The sequence below is a fragment of the Sphingomonas sp. Leaf37 genome (assembly GCF_920939475.1).
Taxonomy (GTDB): domain Bacteria; phylum Pseudomonadota; class Alphaproteobacteria; order Sphingomonadales; family Sphingomonadaceae; genus Sphingomonas.
Window position 1 is genome coordinate 35,338 of sequence record NZ_CAKLAX010000004.1, and the last position, 22,938, is coordinate 58,275.

Here is a 22,938-nt window from a genome sequence, read left to right on the forward strand (position 1 = left end):
GAGAGTTCCGATGGCCAGCGCGCCGCTTCCCCTGTTCTACAATGGCCTCGAGCCGCTTTCGAGCGAGACCCACGCGACCTGGCGCGTGCGGCAGCAGGACAGTGCACCGTTCCTGGTCGGGCAGCATGCGGTGCCGATCACCACGGACGAATTCCCGATGGTGCAGCGTCACATGCCGATCGTATTCTCGGTTGGCGAAGATGCCATTCCGCTGGCGCTGATGGGCCTTAACGAAGGCGTCAACGTCTTCATGGGCGACGACGGCAAGCTGACCGAGACGAACTTCTACGTGCCGGCCTATGTGCGACGCTATCCGTATATGCTCGCCCGCCTGCGCCCCGACTCAGACGAGCTGTCGCTCTGCTTCGATCCGACGTCCGAAGCGCTCGGCGCGTTCGACGAGGGCGACGTGCTGTTCGAGAACGGCCAGCCGAGCCAGACGACAAAGGCGATTCTCGACTTCGCCGAGCAGTTCGAACAGGCCGGTGCGCGTACGCAGGCTTTCATGAACGAGCTGCGCGAGCAGGAGCTGCTGATGGAGGGCGAGGTGACGATCCAGGCCGATCAGAACCAGCAGCCGTTCGTCTATCGCGGCTTCCAGATGATCAACGAGGAAAAGCTTGCAGGCCTGCGCGGCGACCAGCTGCGCAAGATGTCGCAGTCGGGCATGCTGCCGCTGTTGTACGCGCACCTGTTCTCGCTGTCGCTGATGCGCGAAATCTTCGCGCGCCAAGTCACGCTGGGCAAGACGCCGCAGCCGCAGATCGGCTGATGCGCGGCGGGGGGGCGCCTGCGGCTCTCCCGACCGGCCGCCGGTGACTATCGTCCGCGCTTGACCCTGCCATGCGCGCGGGGGACTGTCGGATCCTTACGGCAAGGGACTCGACATGGCAGGATTTTCCCGCGGCGAATATTATTCCGGTGTCGCGATCGCCTTTCACTGGTCGATCGCGGTGCTGGTCATCGTCAATCTGGTCATCGGGATCGGCCACGACGCCATTCCGGTGCTGCGATCCCTGATGGGCGCGCATAAAGCGATCGGCATCACCGTGCTGTTGCTGACCGCCGGGCGCGTCGCCTGGCGCCTTGCCCATCGACCGCCCGCCTTGCCCGCCGGCACGCCTGTATGGGAAAAAGGCGTCGCCCACGCGACGCACTGGACCTTGTACCTGCTGATGATCGCGATGCCGCTGACCGGTTGGCTGATGGTGTCGGGGCCCGGTCCGCACCGACCGCTGCTGTGGTTCGGCCTGTTCGATGTTCCGACGCTGCCGGTCGGCAAGGGGCTGGCCGATCTTGGCCATGATGCGCACGGGCCGATCGGCTGGCTCATGGCGGCGTTGGTGGTGCTCCATATCGCAGCGGCCTTGCGGCATCACCTGATCCTGCGCGACACCGTGCTTACCCGCATGGCGCCTGCGTTGCGTCGATAGGTCCGGCGGCAGATTGCGGCATCCGCTCGTGGAACAGGGCATTCGCAAAAATAATCATCGGGCGGGTACGTCGGGGTTGAACCAATTCACGGTTCACCTATTTTACTTCTGTACGGCGCTCGTGTCCCCCCTTTCGCGACGCCGTATGGCACACTTTCAGTGTGCCTCCTCCCTGAACCTTGGCCACCTCGTGCGAACAGCACGGGGTGGTTTTTTTATGTCGTTCATTCGGCTGCCAGCGCGGTGGCGCCTGCTTGCCCTGCCATTGCCTCATCCGTGACGGCGTCGATCATCGTGCGCAGCGTCGCGATGGTCTGCGCCATGCCGGTGCCGGGCCGGTCGAGCATAGGGTCGAGATACAGAGTCCGGTCGATCTCGATCTGGATCGCGTGGATATTCCGCGACGGCGCGCCCTGCCGCTCCAGGATGTGACCGCCGGCGTAGGGGGTGTTGAGCGCGGTGCGTACGCCGGTTTGCGCCGCTGCCGCCTCCAGTCGCGTGACGAAGCGACCGGCGGACGCCTGGCCAAACCGGTCGCCCAACACGATCCGGGCATGCGGACCGACCGCTGGCATCGAATGTATGTCGAGCAGCACCGCGATCCCGAACCTGTCCCGCGCCGCGGCCAGCGTCATGGCAAGCGCTTCGTGATACGGGCGATAATCCTCGACGATGCGGGCCGCGACCTCCGCCCCGGTGAAGCGGCGTCGCCAGAGGTCGCCGGCCGCCCCGGCGCGGCGGGGGACGAGCCCCAGACCGCTGCGCAATTTTGCCGATGCGGTGGGCTGACTATGCGCTCGCGCGCCCTCATCTACGCGGGCATCCCGTTCGGTCTCGCTGCGGTTGAGATCGATCCACGCACGGGCGCGATGTTGCACCAGCATCGTCTCGATCGATCGAGCGCCCTGCGCGACGTGATCGACGTAGCGATCCTCCAGCACCACCAATGCGGCTTCGGGCACGCGTAGCGCGGTGCGCAACGCCAGCGGATAATCACGGCCGGCGTGCGGCACCGACAGCACTACAGGGCTCAGCGGTGTGCCATCCGGCTCCTGACCGCCGATCCGTTCGAACGAAGCGTCCATCTGTGGCACGGCTTAGCGGTTTCGCGCGTTCGGCGCTCTGGAAATCTTCACACCTCATCGTCATAGATGCGGCCGCGAATGGGGACCGACGAAGCGATGATCAGAATCCTGCTGGCCGAAGACGACCAGATCATGCGCGAATATTTGACGCGGGCGCTGGAACGTGCGGGTTATGCCGTTTCGCCTGTGGATCGCGGTACGGCGGCGATCCCGTTGCTCGAAACCGAGACGTTCGACCTGCTACTGACCGATATCGTGATGCCCGAGATGGACGGCATCGAACTGGCGCGCCGCGCTGCCGAAATGGTGCCGGGCCTGCGCGTGATGTTCATCACCGGCTTTGCCGCGGTGACGCTGAAGGCCGGGCGGGAAATGCCCAATGCGCGGGTCCTGTCGAAGCCGTTCCACCTGCGCGATCTCGTCGCCGAGGTCGACCGCGTGTTTGAGGTGGGTAGTGTTAGTGGGTTGAGCTAATTTTACCGAATTGACCGCTTGCCAGCCGGGCCAGCCCCGGCTAATGGCCCACCTCCGGCGGGCGTGTAGCTCAGTGGTAGAGCACTGTGTTGACATCGCAGGGGTCGCAAGTTCAATCCTTGCCACGCCCACCATCGAAAGGGCCTCGAAAACCTGCGGGTTTTCGGGGCCTTTTTGTTTTGGGAAGCCGCGGACGATCAGGTGACGGCGTACCAGATGACGCGCTCGCCGAACGCGTCGCGGGCAGACACGGGCTGATCGTCGAAGGCGATGGTCGCATCGGGTATCGCGGTGCCGCGAACGAGTGCCGCGACCTTCAGCGTCTTTCCACCGGCGGTGCGGGTGAAGGCGAGGATGCGGTCGCTGCCCTCGACCGCCACCGGTCGGTAATCGCCAGCGGCGAACAGCCCGGGATGCGCGCGCCGCAACGCCAGCAGATCGGCGATCAGGCGGAATTTGGCCGGAGCATCGTCGCGCCCCAGCAATGCGGCACGGGCGGCGTAATCGACCGGGCGGCGGTTGTCGGGATCGACGAGGCTGAGGTCCGCCAGCTCGGTGCCCTGATACAGGTCCGGCACACCGGGCACCGTGTAGCGGAGCAGGGTCTGGACGAGCGTGTTCGCGTCCGCGGCGGCCGCGATGTCGGCGACGAAGGCGGTCACCTCCGCAACGAAGCGATCGTCGGACAGATAGCTGTCGACGAGCGAGGCGGCGGCGGCTTCGTAGGCTTCGTCGGGGGCTTCCCATGACGAGCGCAATTTGCCCTCGCGCAGCGCCTTCTGCTGCCATGCCTTGAGACGATCGGCGAAGTCTCCCGACGCCCCCTCAGCCGGCCATGCGCCGACGATGGTCTGGAGCAGCATATAGCGGTCGCCGCCATCGACGTCGTGATTCCACGCGAAGGACATCGCCTCCCACCCCTCGACGCGGGTGCGCCAGACGTCGGGTATCGTGCTGAGCACCGCAAGCCGGGCGCGGACGTCCTCGCCCCGTTTGTGGTCGTGCGTGGCGGTGGTCAGCATCGCACGCGGTACGTCGCGGGCGCGGTCGACCATCAGCGTGTGGAATTCGTCCAGGCCGATACCGAGGATGTTGGCGTCGAAGCCGACATCGTTGCGCGAGAGCAGACGGCCGGAACGGTAGAAGGCCGTGTCCTCGACCGATTTCGCCGCGATCGGTGCGGATAGCTGCTGCAAGCGGCGGACGGCCTCTGCCGCGTCACCCGGCCCGTCACCGGCGAGCCACGCGAGGATGCGGTCGACCACATGCGCCTCGCCGGGCGGGATCAGCCACGACAGGCGTTCCCTGACGATGCCGCGGATGCGCGCGTCGCTGGCGGGGGCGTCGTCGCCGGTGCCATAGGTGCGATAGACCGGGAATACCCACAACAGCCGCTCGATCGCACGGCGGAGCATGGCGGTGGTGACGGCCTCGTCGGTGTCGAGTGCGGCGAAGGCGGCGACGCAGGCGTCGAGCTGGCCGGAGAATTGCCACGACAACAGATCCTGCCGCGCCTCGAATTCCTCCGCTTCGAACCCCTGATAACGGCCGCTGACATCCTGCCACAGCTCCTCGAGCGGAAGCGCGCCAAGCGGATCGTGGATCAGCAGCGCCACCTGTTCCATGAAGTCGTAGCCGCTGGTGCCGTCGATACCCCAGCCGACCGGCTGGCCTTCGCCCGCGCCGAGGATCTTCTCGATGACGATCCACGCGTCGGGGCCGAGGCGGTCGCGAAGCTTGCGGCAATAGCCGATCGGGTCGGTGAGGCCGTCGACATGGTCGATGCGGACGCCCTCGATCAGTCCCTCGTCGTACAGGCGGAAGTAGAGCGCGTGCGTCGCGTCGAACACCGCCGGGTCCTCGATGCGGATGCCAGCGAGGTCGTTGACCGTGAAGAATCGGCGCCAGTTGAGTTCGTCGTTGGCGACACGCCAGCTGGCCAGTCGGTAATGCTGCTGGTCGAGCAGTGCGGCGAGGTCGCTCGTGTCGGAGGCTGCGCGGATCGGGAAGCGATGTTCGCCATAAGCGACGATCCGGTCGCCCTCGACGGCAATGTCACCGTTCGCCACCGTCGTGGCCAACGTATCGCCGAGCACCGGCAGGACGAGGCGGCGCGACCAGTCGATATCGAAGAACCGCGCGTATTCGCTGTCCCGCCCCTTCGCCAGCACGTCGTTCCACCACGCATTGCCGCCGCCCGCCACGCCCATGTGGTTGGGGACGATGTCGATGACGACGCCCATGTCGCGCGCGTGCAGCGCGGCGACCAGGCTGCGGAAGGCGTCTTCGCCGCCCAGTTCGGGATTGATCCTCGTCGGATCGATCACGTCGTAACCGTGGGTCGATCCCGCCGCGGCGACCGTGATGGGGGAGGCGTAGAGGTGGCTGATGCCGAGCCGATCGAGATAGGGGACCAGCGCCTCCGCATCGGCAAAGGTGAAGCCCTTGTGGAACTGGATGCGATAGGTCGCGCGGGGAAGCGTCATCGGGGTGTCTTTGCTGAGAGGAGGGCGGTGCGGCGGGCGACGTCGGGACGGGCGAGCAGCGCGTCGGTCGTATCGGGCATGCGGCGACGCCAGTTGGGATGTTCGTCGGTGGTGCCGGGCAGGTTGGGCTGTTCCTCGATCCCGATCAGGTCTTCCAGCGGCACGATCGTCAGTGGGCAGCGCGCCTGCGCGGTGAAGGCGATTGCCGCGTCTACTGCGGGTGCTGCGTCGTGCGGCACCGGCCCGGAGGCGACGCCGGCGGTCGTGCAGGCGGTCCACAGCGCCTTCTTCTCGCCGATACGGCGCAGGCGGTCGGAAGGTTCGTCCCCGTCGCTGCGCTTCAACTTGTGGTTCCAGGTGATGTCGCGACCGGTCCACCAGCCCGCCAGCGTCGCGGTGTCATGCGTGCCGGTCATCGCCACCGCCTGTTCGTCCCAATCGGTCGAGGGCGTGAAGCGCTTGGCGTCGCGCTCGAACGGCAGCACGCGCATGCCGAGCATGCCCTTCGCCGCCATCGTGTCGCGGAATCCGGGTGGCACGGTGCCGAGGTCTTCGCCGATGACGATCGCACCGGCGCGATGCGATTCCAGCGCGAGGATGCGGAGCAGGTCGTCGAACGGCATCGCCAGATAGGCGCCGTCGCTCGCCCGGCCGCCATCGGGGATCACCCACAGCCGCTTGAGGCCCAGCGCATGGTCGATGCGCAGGCCGCCGGCGTGGCACAGCGCGGCGCGGACGGTGCGGATGAACGCGTCGAAGCCGGTGCGGCGCAGCGCGAAGGGCGACAGCGCGGTGATGCCCCAGTTCTGCCCCTGCGGCCCGAGCGGATCGGGCGGCGCGCCGATCGACAACCCGGTGAGCAGGTCGCCGCGCCGGCTCCAGGCGTGGCTGCCGCCCGCGTCCATGCCCACGGCGAGGTCGGCGATCAGGCCGATCCGCATGCCGGCATCGCGTGCGGCGGACTGCGCGTTGGCGAGGCTGCATTCGGCCAGCCATTGCAGGAAGGCGTAGAAGGCGACGTCCTGTGCGTGGGTTCCGGCGAAGCGTTCGACCGCGACGCTGGCGGGGTCGTGATATTCGGCGGGCCAGTCCTGCCAGCCGCGGGTGCCGAAATGCGCGTGGAGCGCGTCGTAGCGGGCGTGCTCGTTCCAGTCCTGTCGCAAGGCGCGGTCGGCTTCGAAGCGGGCGAGCAGATCGGCAGGCGCCGCGTCGAAGGCGTGGCGAAGCTGCAAGAGGCGGGCGGGAAGGGCGCGTCGCCAATCGATCAGCGCGCCGCCGTCATCGGCCGCAGGCGACACGCCCGCCAGCGTCGGATCGGCGAGCAGCGCGTGGTGGAACAGGCGGCTCGACGGCGCATAGGGACTGAACCGGCCGGCGTCGGTCGGGAACAAGGCATGCGTCGGGCTGATCGCGATCGCATCCGCGCCGGCCTTCGCAAAGGCCCGGGCAGCGTCCACGAGCGTGCCGAGATCGCCATAAGGCGTCGGGACACGGCCGCGCAGCGCCGGGATTTGCACGGCCGGTCCCCAGCTATGGCCGTGGGGCGGGGGGACGCATCGGTCCGGCGCGACGGCAAGGGTGATCGCGCCGTCGTCGGTTTCCAGGCGGTGGTAGCCGGGAGTGGCGATCGGCGGGATCGTGCCGTCGGCCGCTACGGTGACGGTCGTGCGGGTGCCGTCGTCGAGGATCAGCGTGGCGAGACCGGGTCTGGCGGCGATGGCGACCGGCTTGCCGACGTCGGCAGTGACGAAGGGGATGCCGTCCGTACGGGTGTCGAGCGTGTCGAGGATCGCGCGGATCGTGTCGTCGGCGACCCTATGCTGCTGGCCGTCGGCGTCCTCCCATTCGATCTGGAGACCGGCTGCTGCGGCGTCTTTGGCGAGGATCGTCATCGGGACTGCACTTTCCAACAGCTGGTGCGCGCAGAGGCGTGGAGGGCGCAGAGGAGCTTTGCCTGTGGAGCCGGCGGTGCGATCTTCAGCCGCGCAGCTAAGAAGTTTGATTCACGCGGAGACGCGGAGACGCGGAGGAGAAACGTGGCCCCGGCATTCCTCTTCTTCTCTCCGCGTCTCCGCGTCTCCGCGTGGATCAACCTTCTTGAAAGTCTGCCGCCGGCCCCGCCCGCACCCTCTCTGCGCCCTCCGCGCCTCCGCGCGAACATCATCGCGCGATCCACGCGGCGAAGCGTTCGCCTTCGACGTGGAGGAGTTCGCCGTCGCCCTGTGGCAACGGATCGGGATCGTAGGCGAGGTCGATGGCAATCGTCAGGATGCTGCCGTCGCCCAGCTGCCAGCGGGCGGTGACGGCGGCGTCGCCGGTGGCCTCCGCGCCCAATGCCTTCGCGCCGGAAAGGTGCGGGACGATCGCGGACTGGCGCAACGCGATGAGGTCGCGGATCAGGTCGCGCCAGCCGGTCGCATCGGGTCCCGGCTGCGGACGCGAGCGGTCGAAGGTGGCCAGTGCGTTGGGATCGGGGATGCGTTCGCGCGCGGCGGGGTCGGCGAAGGCGTCGAACTTGGCGAATTCCTTGCGCCGGCCTTCGCGCACCGCGTCCGCCAGTTCGTCGTGGAAGTCGGTGAAGAACAGGAAGGGGCTCTCGCTGCCCTGTTCATCGCCCATGAAGAACAGCGGGATCTGGGGGCCGAGCAGCAGCAGCGCGGTGGCGGCGCGCAGGCGTGCGGTATCGGTCAGCAGCGTCAGCCGCTCGCCGAGCGCCCGGTTGCCGACCTGATCGTGGTTCTGGAGGAACGCGACGAAGCGCGTCGGCGACAGATGCGCGCTCGGTTTGCCGCGCGGTTTGCCGTCGTGGTTGGGCGACCCCTCGCCCTGATAGATGAAGCCTTCGGACAGGCAGCGGGCGAGGCGTTCGGCGGGTCTGTCGGCGAAGTCGCCGTAATAGGCGCTGGTCTCGCCGGTCAGCAGCACGTGCATGACGTTGTGGAAATCGTCGTTCCACTGTGCGTCGTAACCGCCATGCTCGAGGCGATCCGCGTCGTTTTCCTCGTTTTCGAGGACGAGGTGAATGTGGCGATCGGGGAAGGCTGCGCGCACCTCCGTCGCCATCGCGTCGAGGAAGGCGGGATCGGCGATCGCGTGCACCGCGTCGAAGCGGAGGCCGTCGATGCGATATTCGCCGAGCCACATCAACGCGTTGTCGACGAAGAAGCGGTGCACCGGCGCGCGTGCGACCGCGACCGCGCCGCCCCATGGCGTATCCACCCCGGCGTCGAAGAAGTCCGCCGCATAGGCGTTGAGGTAATTCCCGTCCGGCCCGAAGTGATTGTAGACGACGTCGAGGAACACCGACACGCCGAACGCATGCGCCTCGTCGACCAGCGCCTTGAGGTCGGCGGGCGCGCCATACGCCTCGGCGGGCGCATAGGGCAGGACGCCGTCATAGCCCCAGTTGCGCGTGCCCCCGAACGCGCCGACCGGCATCAGTTCGACGGCGGTGAAACCCAGCGCGGCAAGTGTCGGGATCTGGTCCATCACGCCGCGGAAGCCGCCGAGCACGCCGGCGTGCAGCTCGATCAGCACCGTCTCTTCCCACGGACGGCCGCGCCAGTCGGCGACGGACCAGGGGTAGGCGGGATCGATCACGAGGCTCCAGCCGTGGACGCCGCCCGACTGCGCCCGGGACGCCGGATCGGGTACGATCAGGTCGCCGCAGCGAAACCGATATCGCGTGCCGGCCGGGGCAGCGACGGTGGCCGTGAACCAGCCGTCGCCGTCCGCGCTCATCGCCAGCGTCGTGGCCCCATCGATCTCCAGCATCACCGCGTCGCGATCGGGCGCCCAGAGCGCGAAGCGGGTGGTGCCGTCGTCGCGGAGTTCCGCGCCCCAGCGCCGGCTCACGCCGACGGCTCCTCGAAACTGCCGGTCCAGGTCAGCAATACCGCACCCTGCGGCGACACTTCGTAGCTGTCTTCGATCGCGACTTCGCCCTGATCGGGCCTGGCACTGTCGATCAATACGGTGCGCTGGCTGTGCGGCGGCGGCAGGTGGAACGTCACCGGGTCTTCCGACCCGTTGACCAGCAGCGACACCGCCTCGATCTCGCCGACGTCGTTGCAGCTCGCGCGGCGCATCATGAGTGCGCGGCCTTCGGGGTTCTGCCAGTCCTCCGCCGACAATTGCTGGCCGCGCTCGTCCCACCATTCGATGTCGTCGATGCCGTGGCCGGGCGAATCCTGACCGTACAGGAAGGTCGCGGCGCGGAGCACGGGGTAACGGCGGCGCAGATCGGCGAGGCGGGCGACGAAATCGATCTGGGTCTGCCCTTCCGGCGTCGCGGCGGCGTTCCAGTCGAGCCAGCTGATCTCGTTGTCCTGACAATAGGCGTTGTTGTTGCCCTGCTGCGTGCGGCCGAATTCGTCGCCCGCGACCAGCATCGGCGTGCCGAGCGAGGCGAGCAGCGTCGTCAGCATCGACCGCTGCACGCGCCCGCGCGCATCGTTGATCGCGGGATCGTCGGTCGGCCCCTCGACCCCCCAGTTGCGCGAATGGTTGTTGTCGTGGCCGTCGCGATTGTCCTCGCCGTTGGCCTCGTTGTGGCGTTCCTCGTACATCACCGTGTCGGCGAGGGTGAAGCCATCGTGCGCGGAGATCAGGTTGATGCTCGCCCACGGCCGGCGCGAACGACGGTCGAACAGGTCGCCCGATCCCGACAGCCGTCCGGCGAGGTCGCCGCGCTGGCCGGGCTCGCCGCGCCAGAACTGGCGGACGGTGTCGCGATACTTATCGTTCCACTCCGCGAAACCGGGGGGGAAGTTGCCGAGCTGGTAACCGCCGGGGCCGACGTCCCACGGCTCCGCCATCAGCTTCAACCGGCCGAGCACCGGGTCCTGCCGCACCACGTCGAAAAACGCCGCGCCGGGATCGAAGCCATGATCCTCACGCCCCAGCGTCAGGCCGAGATCGAAGCGGAATCCGTCGATGCCGAAGCTCGTTGCCCAGTACCGCAGCGAGTCCGTCACCATCTGGATGACGCGCGCCTTGCTGAGGTTCAGCGTGTTGCCGGTGCCGGTGTCGTTGATCGAATAGCGCGGCTGATCCTTGACCAGCCGGTAGTAGCTCGCATTGTCGAGTCCGCGCCATGACAGCGTCGGCCCCTTCTCCGACCCTTCGCAGGTGTGGTTGTAGACGACGTCGAGGATCACCTCGATCCCCGCCTTGTGCAGTCGATGGACGGCGCGGCGTAGCTCGTCCTGGCTCTCGGTCGACATATACGCCTGTTCGGGCGCGAAGAAGCCGAGCGTGTTATAGCCCCAATAGTTCTTCAGGCCCTTTTCCTGGAGGAAACGGTCCTGTGTGAACGTCTGGATCGGCAGCAGTTCGAGGGCGGTGACGCCGATATGCTTCAAATGCTTGATGACCGCGGGATGTCCCAACGCCGCATAGGTGCCGCGTTCGCGCGGCGGCACCAGCTCCATCAGCTTGGTCAGGCCCTTGACGTGCGCCTCGTAGATGACCGTTTCCGACCACGGCGTGTTCGGCTTCGTATCGCGCGACCAGTCCCAATGGTCGTCGACCACCACCGCCTTCGGCATCGCCGGCGCGCTGTCGCGCTTGTCGAAGCTCAGGTCCTCCTTCGCGTGACCGACCTTGTAGCCGTGCAGCGCGTCGGTCCATTTGATCTGGCCGTGCAGCTTGCGCGCATACGGGTCGAGCAGCAGCTTGTTGGGATTGAAGCGGTGGCCGTTCTCCGGCTCGTAGCGGCCATGTGCGCGATAGCCGTAGAGCAGGCCCGGCGCGGCATCGGGCAGATAGCCATGCCACACCTCGTCGGTGCATTCTGGCAGGCGGATACGTTGCAGTTCGCGCTTGCCGGAGGGATCGAACAGGCACAGTTCGATGGCGTCGGCGTTGGCCGAAAAGACCGCGAAGTTGACGCCGAGCCCGTCGAATGTGGCGCCGAGAGGGTAGGGCGAGCCCGGATCGAGCCGGTCGGGCAATGCGTGCAAGTCTGGAACCCCCGTGATGGTTTTGCTGGCCGAGAACGCAGGTGCAGCATGGAAGGTCCCGTATCGGTTTCAGGAGCGTGGTGGTTTGCTGAGAAATCGCGATCCGGTGCGGCAGAAGCGCCATGGCGTATCGGTGGCGAGGGTAATGCCGATGCGAGGGCCGATGTGGATCGACGACGGGGCGGGTGCGGGTTCGAGGGTGAAGGGCGGGCCGTCGAGCGGGGCATGATCCAGCGTCTTGTCGACGCCGAGCGCCTGACACAGCCGGCCCGGCCCGGCGCACAGCAGGCGCGGGTCGCCGAGACGGCGGCGGGCAATCATCGTATCGAGGCCGTGGGTCGGTTCGATCGCCCGGATCAGGACGGCGCTGCCCGGACGGCAGACGATGTTGAAACACCAGTGGATGCCGTAGCTGCGATAGACATAGGCATGGCCAGCCGGGCCGAACATCGCGGCGTTGCGCGGCGTCGGACCGCGTGCGCTGTGCGAGGCGGGGTCGTCGGTGTCATAGGCTTCGGTTTCGACGATGATCCCGCCGACGCCATCGACCAGCAGCGTCGCGCCGATCAGGTCGCGCGCGACGTGGTCGACCGCCCGGTCGAAAAAGGCGCGGGGCAACGGCATCGTGTCGCAGGTAAGCGGTCGCGAGGCAGGTGCAACGTCGGTGCCGCGGTCACGCCCAGCCGTGATCGCCTGCCCAGTCGACGAACAGGTCCATCCACGGCACTGCCTTGCCGTTGCGATAGGGTGCGGGTGGACCGTGGCCGCCGCGTTCGAAGATCATCAATTCGGCGGGCGTCTTCGCTGCCTTCAACGCTTCGTACATCAGCACGGCATTGCGCGCCGGCACCACCGGATCGTCGGCGTTCGCCGCGACGAAGGTCGGCGGCATGTCCGCGGGCAGGTCGAGCTGCGCGGAATAGCGTCGCTGCCAGCCGGCCCCGGCGGCGTGCGTGCCGAGCAGTTCGCGACGCGACTGGGCATGGACGCCGTCGTCGAGCATCGTGATGACCGGGAAGAACAGCCCGGCCACGTCCGGCCGCGCCGACAGCGTATCCGCCGCGTCGACGGGATCGTAGACCCGCACGCTCGCGCGTGCGGCCAATCGTGCCGCGACATGGCCGCCAGCGGAAAAGCCGGTGACCGCAACCTTCGCGGGATCGATTCCGAACCGCTGCGCACCGGCACGGATCACCCGCATCGCCCGCTGCGCATCCTGCAACGCGACGTCCGGCCCAGCAGCCCAGCCATCGTGCGGCAGGCGATAGAGCATCTCGAACGCCGTGAATCCCCGGTTCGCGAATTCGCGCGCGATGCCGCCGCCGGTGCGGCCCACCGCGACCCGGGCATAGCCGCCGCCGGGGCAGATCAATACCGCCGCGCCGTTCGGTTTCGTGGGACGTACCACGGTAAGCATCGGCGTCGCGACGTGCGGCCAGGCGATATCGTCCGCGCCGCCGGTGGGCGAGCGCTTGACCCATTGATCGGCGATGGCGCGACCTTCGCCGCCCGGTGCCGCCTTCGGCCAGAGCGGGAAGCGTTCGGCCGTTGCCTGCGCCGACACGCGGAGCGGCAGCAGCGCGGCGAGGCCGCCGGCGATCAGGGTGCGTCGGTCGGTCATCTCAATTCCCGTCGGGTCGAGTGGCATCGCGCGTCACGCTGGCGGCGACCCGGAAGGTCGCGGGATCGGGCGGATGCGTGGGATCGAACCGGCCGATATCGTCGCGCAGGTGCGTCGCCGCGGGCTGCCCCGCCAGTCCCTGTGCGATGATGCGGGCGAGGACCCACGCGCCATAATTGTCGTGGTGCGTGGCATCCTTGCCGCCGTCGTTGAACGCCAGCGGCGCCCGCGCCGGACCCAGCGCTTCGTAGAAGGCGATGCTTGCGGCGTTGAGATCGATGACCGGTACGCGTTCCGTTTCGCCGACCGCCTTTACCGCTGCCGCATAGTCGCCCAGCGTCGGCTTGATCCGGTCGCCGGTCCACGCCCGCCGCTCGGGCGAGGTGACGAGGATCGGAGTGACGCCGCGCCGCCGGAATTCGGCGATCCATGCGCGCAGATAGTCGCGATACGTCGTCTCTGCCGCCGCATAGGTCTGCGGCCATTGCACCTTCTGGTCGTTGTGGCCGAACTGGATCAGCGCGATATCGCCGGGCTTTACCGATTCCAGCACCTTGGCGAAGCGCAGCTCGGCCATGAACGATTTCAGCGTCTCGCCCGATTCCGCATGGTTGGCCACCGCGATATCGGGTTTGAGGAAGATGGGTAGCATCTGGCCCCAGCTGGCCGCGGGTTCGGCCGGCTGGTCGGTGACCGTGGAATCGCCGAGCAGAAAGATCGTGGGAACGGCGACCGGTTCGATCCGGATCGCGGATGGCCGATCGCCGAGAAGTTCCAGCGTCAGCCGGTCGTCCCAGTTGAGCGAGTTGCGCTCGCGCGGCTTCAGCAGAACCCTGGTGCCGCCGGGCGCATTCGCGGGGGGCGGCGTCAGCGCCGCGTCGCGGACGTTGACGATGAAGCTTCGCGTCATGCTGCGGCCGGCCGGAACGGAAACGGCGTCGAGCATCAGCCGGCGGGATTCCGCCTTGATCGTCGAGGTGGAGGCCGCACCGCGGCGGCCGAGCGTCACGGTGACGCGATAATTGCCGGGTGCCGCTGCGACGGAGAACAGCGCGGCCGAGCCGGGTTCGTAGCCGTAGCCATCCGCGTAGGGGCGACCTGCCGGCACGGCGATGCTGTCGTTCCTCGCTGCGCCGCCGCCGTTCTTCGCTGCGTCGCCAAAGGTGAAGCTGCGGACCGCCGCGTTCGTGCTGGAGGGTGCGACGTCGTTCGACCGGGCTGCGGCTTCGGCCGGTGACGCGAGAAGCAGCAAGGCGCCGGCCAGCATCACCCGCATGACGGGCCGCCCGCCGGGGTCGTGCGCGTCAGCGCGGGGACGTGCGGCGTGATCCGCCTGGCGACCGGCAGGCGTGTCGCCTTGAGGCCGACGGCGACCAGATCGGCGATCTTGCGCGCGCCCAGTTCGCTGAAATGCGTGTCGTCGGACACGCCGTTCGGATAGCCGGGCGCACCCGCCGCCCCGTCGTAATGCAAATAATAGGCCCTGGACGCGTCCGGCCCCGCCGCCTGCACCATCGCCTGCGACGCCTTGCCGAGGTCGAGCAGCGGCGTGCGCGTGGCCTTCGCCACTTCACGCGCGGCATCGGCATAGGTCGGGAAGCTGGGCTGTTCGACACCCGACCTGAAATCGCGGCGGGCGACCGGCGTCAGGATCACCGCCCTGGCGCCCGCCGTCTTCGCGACGTCGAGCATACGGCGAAGGTTCGCCTTATATTGGTCGATGGTCGTGTAGCGTTCCGGCTTGTCGACGCTGGCATCGTTGTGGCCGAACTGGATCAGCAGCGTATCGCCCTTGCGCAGATCGGCGGCGATCTTGTCGAGCCGGCCCTCGCGGATGAAGCTGTTGGTGCTGCGGCCGCCGATCGCGCGATTCTCGATCGTCACGCCGGGCGCAGCGCAACGCAACATCGTGCCCCAGCCGGACTGCGGGTATTTTTCCGGCTTGTAGTCCTGCGCCGTCGAATCGCTGGCGATGAAGATCCGCGGCGGGACGGGGTCCGCCGCTCCCGTAAGCGCGATCATCGCCGCCGCGCCGAGCCACCGCATCCTCATGCCACTCTCCACATCATACGTCTTTGTACCGCATCATGCGTCCGGCCACGACGATGCGCAACTGCCAATATGTGGAACATGAAACGATTATCCGGGATAGACTTGGCATGCCCGATCGGGAGTTCTAAGCATCGTGTCGCGCCGACAGAGCGCTGCGAAGGAGATGGAGCCTTGCTTAGACGACTGGCGGTCCTGGCGATCATGGCGGCGACACCGGCTGCGGTGTCCGCCTCTCCGAGCCTGTCCGACTGGCGTGTCGAGGCGGAATCCCCGGATGCGCGCGTCAACGTCCGCGGCGGCATCATCGATATCGACACGCCCAAGGGGCTGACGCTGTGGTGGCGGCAGGCGATCACCGCGCCGGTGACGATCAGTTTCGAGGCGATGGCGGTGTCCGCCGGCGGGCCAAACGACGCAGTCAGCGACCTCAACGCGTTCTGGATGGCGACCGATGCGGATGGCGGATCGGTTCTGGCGCATCCCCGCAGCGGCGGCTTTGCCGCATATGACGACCTTCGCACCTATTATGTCGGCATCGGCGGTAACCGGAACACGACTACGCGCTTCCGACGCTACATCGGCCAGCCGGGCAACCGGCCGCTGTTGCCCGAACACGACCTCGGCACCCCGGCCGCCATGCTGCGGCCCAATGTGTGGACACGCATCCGGCTGATCGCCAACGGACGTATCGTGGCGGTCGAGCGCGACGGAAAGCGGCTGTTCACGCTGGCCGACGACCAACCCTATTCGCGTGGCCACTGGGGGCTGCGCACCACCTGGAGCCACCTGCGTATCCGCCGCGTGTCGGTGACGCAGCGCTGATGGAGAGACGCATGCACCTCAACCGACGCGACACGATCAGGGCCGGGCTGTTCGGCGGGGCCGCGATGTGGTTGCCGGCCGGAGCCGACGCCGCCGCCGTTTCAGCGTTCGCCCCGGCCCCGGTCCGCTGGATCGATGGCGCCGCACCGGCGATGCATGCGGGACAAACGTTCGGGGTGGCGTGGCCACGCGGCGTGCTGAAGCGCAACACCCGCCTCGCGGTACAGGCGGCCGGCATTGCGGTGCCGGCGCAAAGCTGGATCAGCGCGACATGGCCGGACGGGTCGGTCAAATGGACCGCGCATGCGATTCCCGCCGACGTCTCCGCCGCCGACCTCACGGTCACCCGCGGGCGGGAAACCGCGCCGAAGCAACCGGTGCGCGTGTCCGAAACGGCCGACGCGATCGTTATCCAGACTGGGGATCTGCGCTGGGACATCGCGAAATCGGGCGATGCGCTGATCCGTTCCGCCAGCCAGGGCGGCAGGCCGGTCCTCGGCCCGGTGTCGCTGGTCGGTGCGGTGCGCAGCGACCCGATGCATGGCGATCCCGTCCCCTTCGGCGGCAGCATCGACCGCGTCACGATCGAACAGCGCGGGCCGGTACGCGCGGTGGTGAAGATCGAGGGGCATCATGCCGCCGGCACACGGCGCTGGATGCCGTTCACGGTGCGGCTCTACGCCTATGCGGGCTCGGCCGGATTGCGCATCGTCCACAGCGTGATCTTCGACGGCGACGTGTCGAAGGATTTCCTGTCGGCGCTCGGTGTTCAGGCGGCGGTGCCGATGACCGGCGCGCTGCACGACCGCCACGTCCGCATCGCCACCGATCGCCAGACGTTCGCCGAGGGCGTCCGTCCGCTTACCGGCCTGCGTCGCGATCCCGGCAAGGCGTTCCGCGACGCGCAGATCGCCGGCCGTGCCGTTCCGCCGCTCGGCGAGATGGCGCCTGCTGTGCGCGATACGCTGGAACGTATCCCCGCCTGGGGCGACTTTCGCCTCGAACAGCCCAACGCCAACGGCTTTGCCATCACCAAGCGCACCGGGCCCGGGCAGGGCTGGGTCGATAGCACGGAGGGCAGCCGCGCGCCCGGCCTCGCCTATGTCGGCGGGCCGAGCGGGGGCGCGGCGATCGGCGTGCGCTATTTCTGGCAGCGCCACCCGACCGCGCTGCACATCGACGGCGCGGCCGGCGACACCGCCCGGCTGACCGCCTGGCTGTGGTCGCCGGACGCTCCGGCGATGGACCTGCGGCCGTATCACGGTGTCATGGGCATGGGCGGTTATGACGCGCAGAACGAAGGGCTGTCGGTCACCTACGAGGATTACGAACCGGGTTGGGACGATGCTTCGGGTGTGGCGCGCACCAGCGAGCTGATGGTGTGGGCATTTCCCGCGACGCCGCCGACCGGGACGCTCGCGGCGCTGGCGACGATGCAGGCGCAGCCGCCGCAGCTGATGGCGGCGCCGGCGCATCTGCACGCCGCACGGGTGTTCGGCGACTGGAGCCTGCCCGATCGTACGACGCCGAACCGCACGGCGATCGAGGACCAGCTGGTCGACCTGATCGACTTCTATGCGGGCGAGGTCGACCGGCGGTCGTGGTACGGGTTCTGGAACCACGGCGACGTCATGCACACCTATGACGCCGACCGGCACCAGTGGCGCTACGACATCGGCGGCTTCGCCTGGGCGAACAGCGAATTGTCTCCCGACCTGTGGCTGTGGACGCAGGTGTTGCGGACCGGCGACGCGCAGGCATTCCGCCTCGCCGAGGCGATGACGCGGCACACGGGAGAGGTCGACGTCTATCACACGGGTCGCTTCCGCGGGCTCGGCACGCGGCATGGGGTCCAGCATTGGAGTGACAGTTCCAAACAGCCGCGGGTCAGCAACGCCAGCTATCGCCGGATCTTCTATTATCTGACCGCGGACGAGCGCGTCGGCGATCTGCTGCGCGACCTCGTCACCTCGGATCAGGCGCTGACGCGGGTGGAGATCGGCCGCAAGGTGCCGGGAGCGAAGCGTCCCGTCCTGCCCGCCGGGACGATCGAGATGACGTTCGGCACGACGTGGTCCCCGCTGGCGGCGGCGTGGCTGACGGAGTGGGAGAGGACCGGCGACACCCGCTGGCGCGACCGCATCCTCGCCGGGCTCGACACGATCGGCCGCCTGCCGCACGGCTGGCTGACCGGCAGCGCGCCGTTCGACATGGCGTCCGGGCGATTCATCGACCAGAACCGCAAGATCGGGCTGTCGCACCTGAATGCGGTGTTCGGCGCGGTGGAGGTCAACAGCGAATTGATCCGGTTGCTCGACGTGCCGCGATATCGCGCGGCGTGGCTGGACTATTGTCGCTGGTACAATGCGCCACAGGCCGACTATCTCGCCAAATTCGGTGCGCCGTTCGGGCCGCGCAACCTGCGCGAGGGGCATTCGCGGCTGACCGCCTATGCCGCGTTCGAGGACAAGGATCCCGCGCTCGCGATGCGCGCGGCGGGGGAATTCCTGTCGGGCGATGCGGGGCTGGGGACGTGGCCGGCCGATCCGCGGCGGGAGGTCGCCGGGGTGCTGGAATGGCCCGGCGTGTCGACCAACGCGGCGTCGCAATGGGGACTGGCGGCGATCCAGACGCTCGCGCTGGTGCCGGAGGCGCTGGACCGGATACCGATCGTCGCGCCCGATGCGCCGGGGCGCAAGCGTGCAAAGGACAATGGGCGGGATTAGGAAGCCGGCGCGTCCCCCTTCCCACGTCCCCGGTCGCTGCCGGGGACGTAAGGCTCAGATGTCTTCGCTCGCCAGATAGCGCTCCAGATCGTCGCTGCCGCCGATCTGTTCGCCGTCGATGAACACCAGCGGCGTCGTCGCCACGCCGTGTTCCGCCTTGAACGCCTCGACCTCCTCGCGCGAACGCAGGATCCGGTCGTCGACCTCGAACCCCTCCGCCTGCAGGATCTGCTTGGCGCGTACGCCGAAGGGGCAGGTGTGATCGGGCAGCACCATGCGGTACAGGGTGGCTTTGCGGCTTTCGGCCATGGATAATCCTTTCGAGGGTTCGGGGGGTTAAGCGAAGCGCGAACCGCGACGTTCCGTCACCCCGCCGCCGTCACTCCGCCGCCGTCAGCCGTTCCGCAACCAGCGGCGTCACGCGGTCGGCGATGCGGTTCACGCCCGCGGCGTTCGGATGCACCCGGTCGGCCTGCATCAGCCCGGGATTGCCGATAACGCCGTCGAGGATGAACGGGTACAGTCCGGCCCGATCCCGTTTCGCCAGATCGGGCCAGATGCCGTCGAACGCCGCGACATAGTCCGCACCCAGATTGGGTGGCGCCTTCATACCGGTGAGCATCACCGGCACGCCCCGCTTGCGCAGTTCGTCCAGCATCGCGGTCATGTTCGCCCGCGTCTCCGCCGCCGGGATCTGCCGCAGGACGTCGTTGCCGCCGAGGCCGAGCAGCACAAGGTCGGGCTTGCGCGGCAGATTGTCGAGCACGAACCCCAGCCGCTGCCGTCCGGCCGCACTGGTGTCGCCCGATACGCCGGCGTTGACGATCGTCGCATTGATGCCGTCGCGCCGCAGCCGCGTCTGGATCGCGTCGGGAAGGCTTTGCCCACGGTCCAGCCCGTATCCGGCGTACAGGCTGTCGCCGAACGCCAGCACCAGTCGCTCCGGTCCGGCCGGGCGCGTCACTGCGGCTTCGGTCGGTGTCGCGGTCGGGGCGGGGGAGGGCGCGGTGCGATCGCAGCCCGCCAGCAACAGACCCGGCAACAGGGCTTGGACGATCGCGGCGCCTGCCGCATAGCGCTTCATCCCTTGCAAGGCTGTTCCTTCCGTCATGACCCAATCCGCTATGGTGATCGCTGCCCGCGATGTCACGCTGACGCTGGGCGAAACCACGATCCTGCGCGGTATCGACCTGTCCGTCGCCCCCGGAGAAAGCGTTGCGCTGCTCGGTGCATCGGGGTCGGGCAAGTCGTCGCTGATGGCGGTGCTGGCCGGGCTGGAGCGGGCGAGCGGCGGCAGCGTCCGCGTCGACGGGCTCGATTTCGGCGTACTCGACGAAGACGCGCTGGCCCGTGCCCGCCGCGGACGGATCGGCATCGTCCTGCAAGCCTTTCACCTGCTACCCACCATGACCGCGCGCGAGAATGTCGCGGTGCCGATGGAGCTGGCCGGTGCCGACGATGCGTGGGACCGCGCGGCCGAGGAACTGGCCGCCGTCGGCCTTGGCCACCGCCTCGACCATTATCCCTCGCAATTGTCGGGCGGCGAGCAGCAGCGCGTCGCCATCGCCCGCGCGCTGGGTCCACGCCCGCCGCTGGTGTTCGCCGACGAACCGACCGGCAATCTCGATACGGCGACGGGTGCCGCGATCATGGACCTGCTGTTCGCCCGCCGTACCGCGATCGGTGCGACGCTCGTCGTGATCACGCACGATCGCAGCCTTGCCGGGCGGTGCGACCGGGTCGTGACGCTGGCCGACGGGCGGATCGTGTGAGCCGCTGGGGTTTCGCCTGGACGCTGGCGCGGCGCGAGCTGGACTGGCGGTTTCGCGGGCTGCGGCTGCTGGTCGTGTGCCTGCTGCTTGGCGTCGGCGCGCTGGCGGCGATCGGAGGGCTTGCCGATGCCGTCGGCCGCGAACTCGCCTCGCGCGGTGCGGTGATCCTGGGTGGCGACGTCGAATTCGCGGTGTCGCAACGTCGTGCAGTGCGTGCGGAACTGGCGGCGATGCAGCGCGCGGGTGCGGTGTCGGAGACGATCCGGATGCAGGCGAATGCCGTTGCCGGCGGCGTGGCGGCGCCGATCCAGCTGAAGGCCGTCGACGGCGCCTATCCGCTGTATGGCCGTATCACGCTGACGGATGGTCGCAGGGTCGCCGGACCGTTGCCGGGACAGGCCTGGATCGTCCCGGCGCTGGCCGAGCGGCTTGGCCTGAAGCGTGGCGCGTCGTTCAAGGTGGGCCCGGCGACGCTGACCGTCGCCGGCGTCATCGCCGACGAGCCGGACCGGCTGGGGGAGGGATTCACGCTCGGCCCGGTCGCGATCGTGGCGATGCAGACGCTTCCCGTCACGCGATTGATCCAGCCCGGCAGTCTGTACGATACCCGCTACCGCCTTCGCCTGCCCGCGGGACGGGACCCTGCGGCGGTATCCGAACGGTTCCGCGACGCCTATCCGGCCGGCGGCTGGGAAGCGAAGACGCGCAATCGCGCCTCGCCCGGTGCGTCGCGCTTCGTCGACCGGATGGGGGAGTTCCTGACGCTGGTCGGCCTCGCCGCGCTCGCCATCGCCGGCATCGGTGTCGGCAACGGCGTCGCGTCGTTCCTCGCTGCCCGGCGCGGTGGAATCGCCACGCTCAAGGTTCTCGGCGCCACCACCGCCGACGTCGCCCGTGTCTATGCGATCGAGATCGGTGCGGCGGCATCGGCAGGCGTCGCCGGCGGGCTGGCCATCGGTATCCTCGCGGTGCCGCTGCTGGGTAAGGCACTGGCGGGCGCATTGCCGGTCGTTCCCGAACTCACGCTGGAGGCATGGCCCCTCGTCCGCGCCGCCGCCTATGGCCTGCTGATCGCCGCCGCCTTCGCCGCGCCCCCGCTCGCCGCCGCAGGGGCGACGCCGGCCGCCGGCCTGCTGCGCGGTGCGCTGGCGCCAATGCGGGCGAGTTCGTGGCGCGGGCGTATCGTCGCACTGGTGGCAGGGGGCGCCGCGGTGGCGCTCGCCGTCGCCACGTCGGCGCAACCGGGGATGGCGGCGATCTTCCTCGCCGCGGTGGCGGGGGCGTTGCTGCTGCTCGCCGGCCTGGGACGGCTGGTGCGCAGCGTCGCACGGCGATTGCCCGCATCGCGACGGCCGCTGCTCCGCCTCGCCATCGCCGCGCTGCATCGGCCCGGCGCGCGCACCGAGGCGCTGGTCGTGGCGCTCGGCCTCGGCCTGACATTGTTCGTGCTGCTCGCCGCGATCCGCACCAGCATCGACGCGAACATCGCCACTACCGTTCCCGCCCGTGCCCCGGCGCTGTTCGCGCTCGACGTGCCGCGTCCGCGCGAGGCGGAGTTCCGCCGCATCGTCTCCGCCGCCGCTCCTGCCGCAACGGTGAAGACGGTGCCGATCCTGCGCGGCACGATCACCGCGTACAAGGACGTCCGCGTGGCCGACCTCAAGACGCTGCCCGAAGGGGCATGGGCGTTGCGCGGCGAGCGTGGCCTGACCTACGCCGCCACCCTGCCCGACGGGAGTACGCTCACCGCGGGCCGCTGGTGGCCACGCGATTACACCGGCCCGCCGCTGGTATCGGTCGACGAGCGGCTGGCGCAGGCGCTGACGCTGCGGATCGGCGATCCGCTGACCGTCAGCCTGCTGGGGGTCGAGCGCACCGCGCGGGTTGCATCGTTTCGCGAGATCGAATGGGATACGCTGGGCTTCAACTTCGTGCTGGTCTTTTCACCGAATACGCTGGCCGATGCACCGCACAACCTTGCCGCGACGATCGACCTGCCGACCGGGGCGGAGGGACGGGTGACGCGCGCACTGCTGGCACCCTTCCCATCGGTGTCGGTGATCGAGGTGCGCGGTGTGCTGGCGCAGGTTCGCGACCTCGTAGGACAGGTTGCCGCCGCCATCGCCGCCGCGGCGGGCGTCGCGGTCGCAGCGGGTATCGCGGTGCTGGTCGGCGCCATCGCGGCGGCGCGGGAGGCAAGGACCTACGACGCGGTGATCCTTCGCACGCTGGGGGCGACGCGGTTGCAGTTGCTCGCGGTGCAGGCGCTGGAATATCTGCTGCTGGGCGCGGTGGTGACGCTGGTCGCGCTGGCGCTGGGCCTCGGCGGCGCATGGTATGTCGTGGCGCGGCTGTTCGACTTCGCCTGGGCACCGGATGCGGTGGCGGTGGGGATGACGCTGCTGGCAGGGCTGGGGATCACGCTGGCGATCGGTCTGGTCGGCGCATGGCCGATCCTGAGCATCCGCCCGGCGCGGGCGTTGCGACAGGTGTGAGGCGCGAAC

At 68.6% G+C, this 22,938-nt stretch carries 18 protein-coding genes and 1 tRNA gene; 8 read left to right on the plus strand and 11 right to left on the minus strand.

From position 1 onward, the window contains the following. Positions 1–10: 10 nt before the first annotated feature. Together LRA87_RS14060 and LRA87_RS14065 are read left to right on the plus strand one after the other, a co-directional pair. Positions 11–772, plus strand: coding sequence for a SapC family protein (locus LRA87_RS14060; protein WP_230632384.1), 762 nt, complete (start codon positions 11–13; stop codon positions 770–772). A gap of 115 nt (positions 773–887) precedes the next feature. After that, a complete protein-coding gene (locus LRA87_RS14065; protein WP_230632386.1) occupies positions 888–1,433 on the plus strand; it encodes a cytochrome b in 546 nt (181 codons plus the stop codon). A 224-nt stretch (positions 1,434–1,657) separates the two neighbouring features. On the opposite strand, the gene LRA87_RS14070 is transcribed toward LRA87_RS14065, so the two are convergent. Continuing rightward, positions 1,658–2,518, minus strand: a complete 861-nt coding sequence (locus tag LRA87_RS14070; protein WP_230632388.1) for an N-formylglutamate amidohydrolase — start codon at positions 2,516–2,518, stop codon at positions 1,658–1,660. A 96-nt stretch (positions 2,519–2,614) separates the two neighbouring features. Here LRA87_RS14070 and cpdR point away from each other — a divergent pair, with 96 nt between their 5' ends. Together cpdR and LRA87_RS14080 are read left to right on the plus strand one after the other, a co-directional pair. Next, the gene (gene cpdR / locus LRA87_RS14075; protein ID WP_230632391.1) at positions 2,615–2,992 is read left to right on the plus strand and encodes a cell cycle two-component system response regulator CpdR; all 378 of its coding nucleotides are present in this window, start codon (positions 2,615–2,617) and stop codon (positions 2,990–2,992) included. Between the two features lie 59 nt (positions 2,993–3,051). Beyond that, positions 3,052–3,126: transfer RNA gene (locus tag LRA87_RS14080), tRNA-Val, on the plus strand. A 63-nt stretch (positions 3,127–3,189) separates the two neighbouring features. Here the strand turns inward: LRA87_RS14080 and treY are convergent. From treY to LRA87_RS14120, 8 genes are all read right to left on the minus strand, one after another. Continuing rightward, entirely contained in the window at positions 3,190–5,478 is a 2,289-nt protein-coding gene (gene treY / locus LRA87_RS14085; protein ID WP_230632393.1) for a malto-oligosyltrehalose synthase, read from the minus strand. Beyond that, complete coding sequence (malQ, locus tag LRA87_RS14090; RefSeq protein ID WP_230632395.1) at positions 5,475–7,370, minus strand: 4-alpha-glucanotransferase; 1,896 nt, start codon at positions 7,368–7,370, stop codon at positions 5,475–5,477. The genes treY and malQ overlap by 4 nt, the downstream gene beginning before the upstream one ends. A 268-nt stretch (positions 7,371–7,638) precedes the next feature. Then, positions 7,639–9,333: a malto-oligosyltrehalose trehalohydrolase gene (gene treZ, locus LRA87_RS14095; RefSeq protein WP_230632397.1), complete on the minus strand. Its 1,695-nt coding sequence runs from the start codon at positions 9,331–9,333 to the stop codon at positions 7,639–7,641. Beyond that, positions 9,330–11,441 (minus strand): glycogen debranching protein GlgX, encoded by a 2,112-nt coding sequence (glgX, locus tag LRA87_RS14100; protein WP_230632399.1) that lies wholly within the window; start codon positions 11,439–11,441, stop codon positions 9,330–9,332. Before glgX ends, treZ begins: the two co-directional genes overlap by 4 nt. A gap of 69 nt (positions 11,442–11,510) precedes the next feature. Continuing rightward, positions 11,511–12,065 (minus strand): DNA-3-methyladenine glycosylase, encoded by a 555-nt coding sequence (locus tag LRA87_RS14105; protein WP_230632401.1) that lies wholly within the window; start codon positions 12,063–12,065, stop codon positions 11,511–11,513. A 49-nt stretch (positions 12,066–12,114) separates the two neighbouring features. Beyond that, on the minus strand, positions 12,115–13,062 hold the full coding sequence (locus LRA87_RS14110; RefSeq protein WP_230632402.1) for an alpha/beta hydrolase: 948 nt from the start codon (positions 13,060–13,062) through the stop codon (positions 12,115–12,117). Between the two features lies 1 nt (position 13,063). Then, entirely contained in the window at positions 13,064–14,338 is a 1,275-nt protein-coding gene (locus LRA87_RS14115) for a rhamnogalacturonan acetylesterase (protein WP_230632403.1), read from the minus strand. Continuing rightward, positions 14,329–15,114 (minus strand): rhamnogalacturonan acetylesterase, encoded by a 786-nt coding sequence (locus LRA87_RS14120; protein ID WP_230632405.1) that lies wholly within the window; start codon positions 15,112–15,114, stop codon positions 14,329–14,331. The genes LRA87_RS14115 and LRA87_RS14120 overlap by 10 nt, the downstream gene beginning before the upstream one ends. Positions 15,115–15,285: 171 nt before the next feature. Here LRA87_RS14120 and LRA87_RS14125 point away from each other — a divergent pair, with 171 nt between their 5' ends. Then, positions 15,286–15,936 carry a DUF6250 domain-containing protein gene (locus tag LRA87_RS14125; RefSeq protein WP_230632406.1) on the plus strand — a complete coding sequence of 217 codons (651 nt, stop codon included), beginning with the start codon at positions 15,286–15,288 and terminating at the stop codon, positions 15,934–15,936. 11 nt (positions 15,937–15,947) lie between these two features. Beyond that, a complete protein-coding gene (locus LRA87_RS14130) occupies positions 15,948–18,662 on the plus strand; it encodes an exo-rhamnogalacturonan lyase family protein (RefSeq protein ID WP_443024887.1) in 2,715 nt (904 codons plus the stop codon). Between the two features lie 54 nt (positions 18,663–18,716). Here LRA87_RS14130 and LRA87_RS14135 read toward each other — a convergent pair whose 3' ends face one another. Next, positions 18,717–18,971, minus strand: a complete 255-nt coding sequence (locus tag LRA87_RS14135; protein ID WP_230632410.1) for a glutaredoxin domain-containing protein — start codon at positions 18,969–18,971, stop codon at positions 18,717–18,719. A 70-nt stretch (positions 18,972–19,041) separates the two neighbouring features. Further along, positions 19,042–19,746, minus strand: coding sequence for an arylesterase (locus tag LRA87_RS14140; RefSeq protein WP_230632412.1), 705 nt, complete (start codon positions 19,744–19,746; stop codon positions 19,042–19,044). A 25-nt stretch (positions 19,747–19,771) separates the two neighbouring features. Between LRA87_RS14140 and LRA87_RS14145 the strand changes: the two genes are divergently transcribed. Both LRA87_RS14145 and LRA87_RS14150 read left to right on the plus strand, forming a co-directional pair. Continuing rightward, the gene (locus LRA87_RS14145; RefSeq protein WP_230632414.1) at positions 19,772–20,434 is read left to right on the plus strand and encodes an ABC transporter ATP-binding protein; all 663 of its coding nucleotides are present in this window, start codon (positions 19,772–19,774) and stop codon (positions 20,432–20,434) included. Continuing rightward, on the plus strand, positions 20,431–22,929 hold the full coding sequence (locus tag LRA87_RS14150) for an ABC transporter permease (RefSeq protein WP_230632418.1): 2,499 nt from the start codon (positions 20,431–20,433) through the stop codon (positions 22,927–22,929). Before LRA87_RS14145 ends, LRA87_RS14150 begins: the two co-directional genes overlap by 4 nt. Positions 22,930–22,938: the final 9 nt, after the last annotated feature.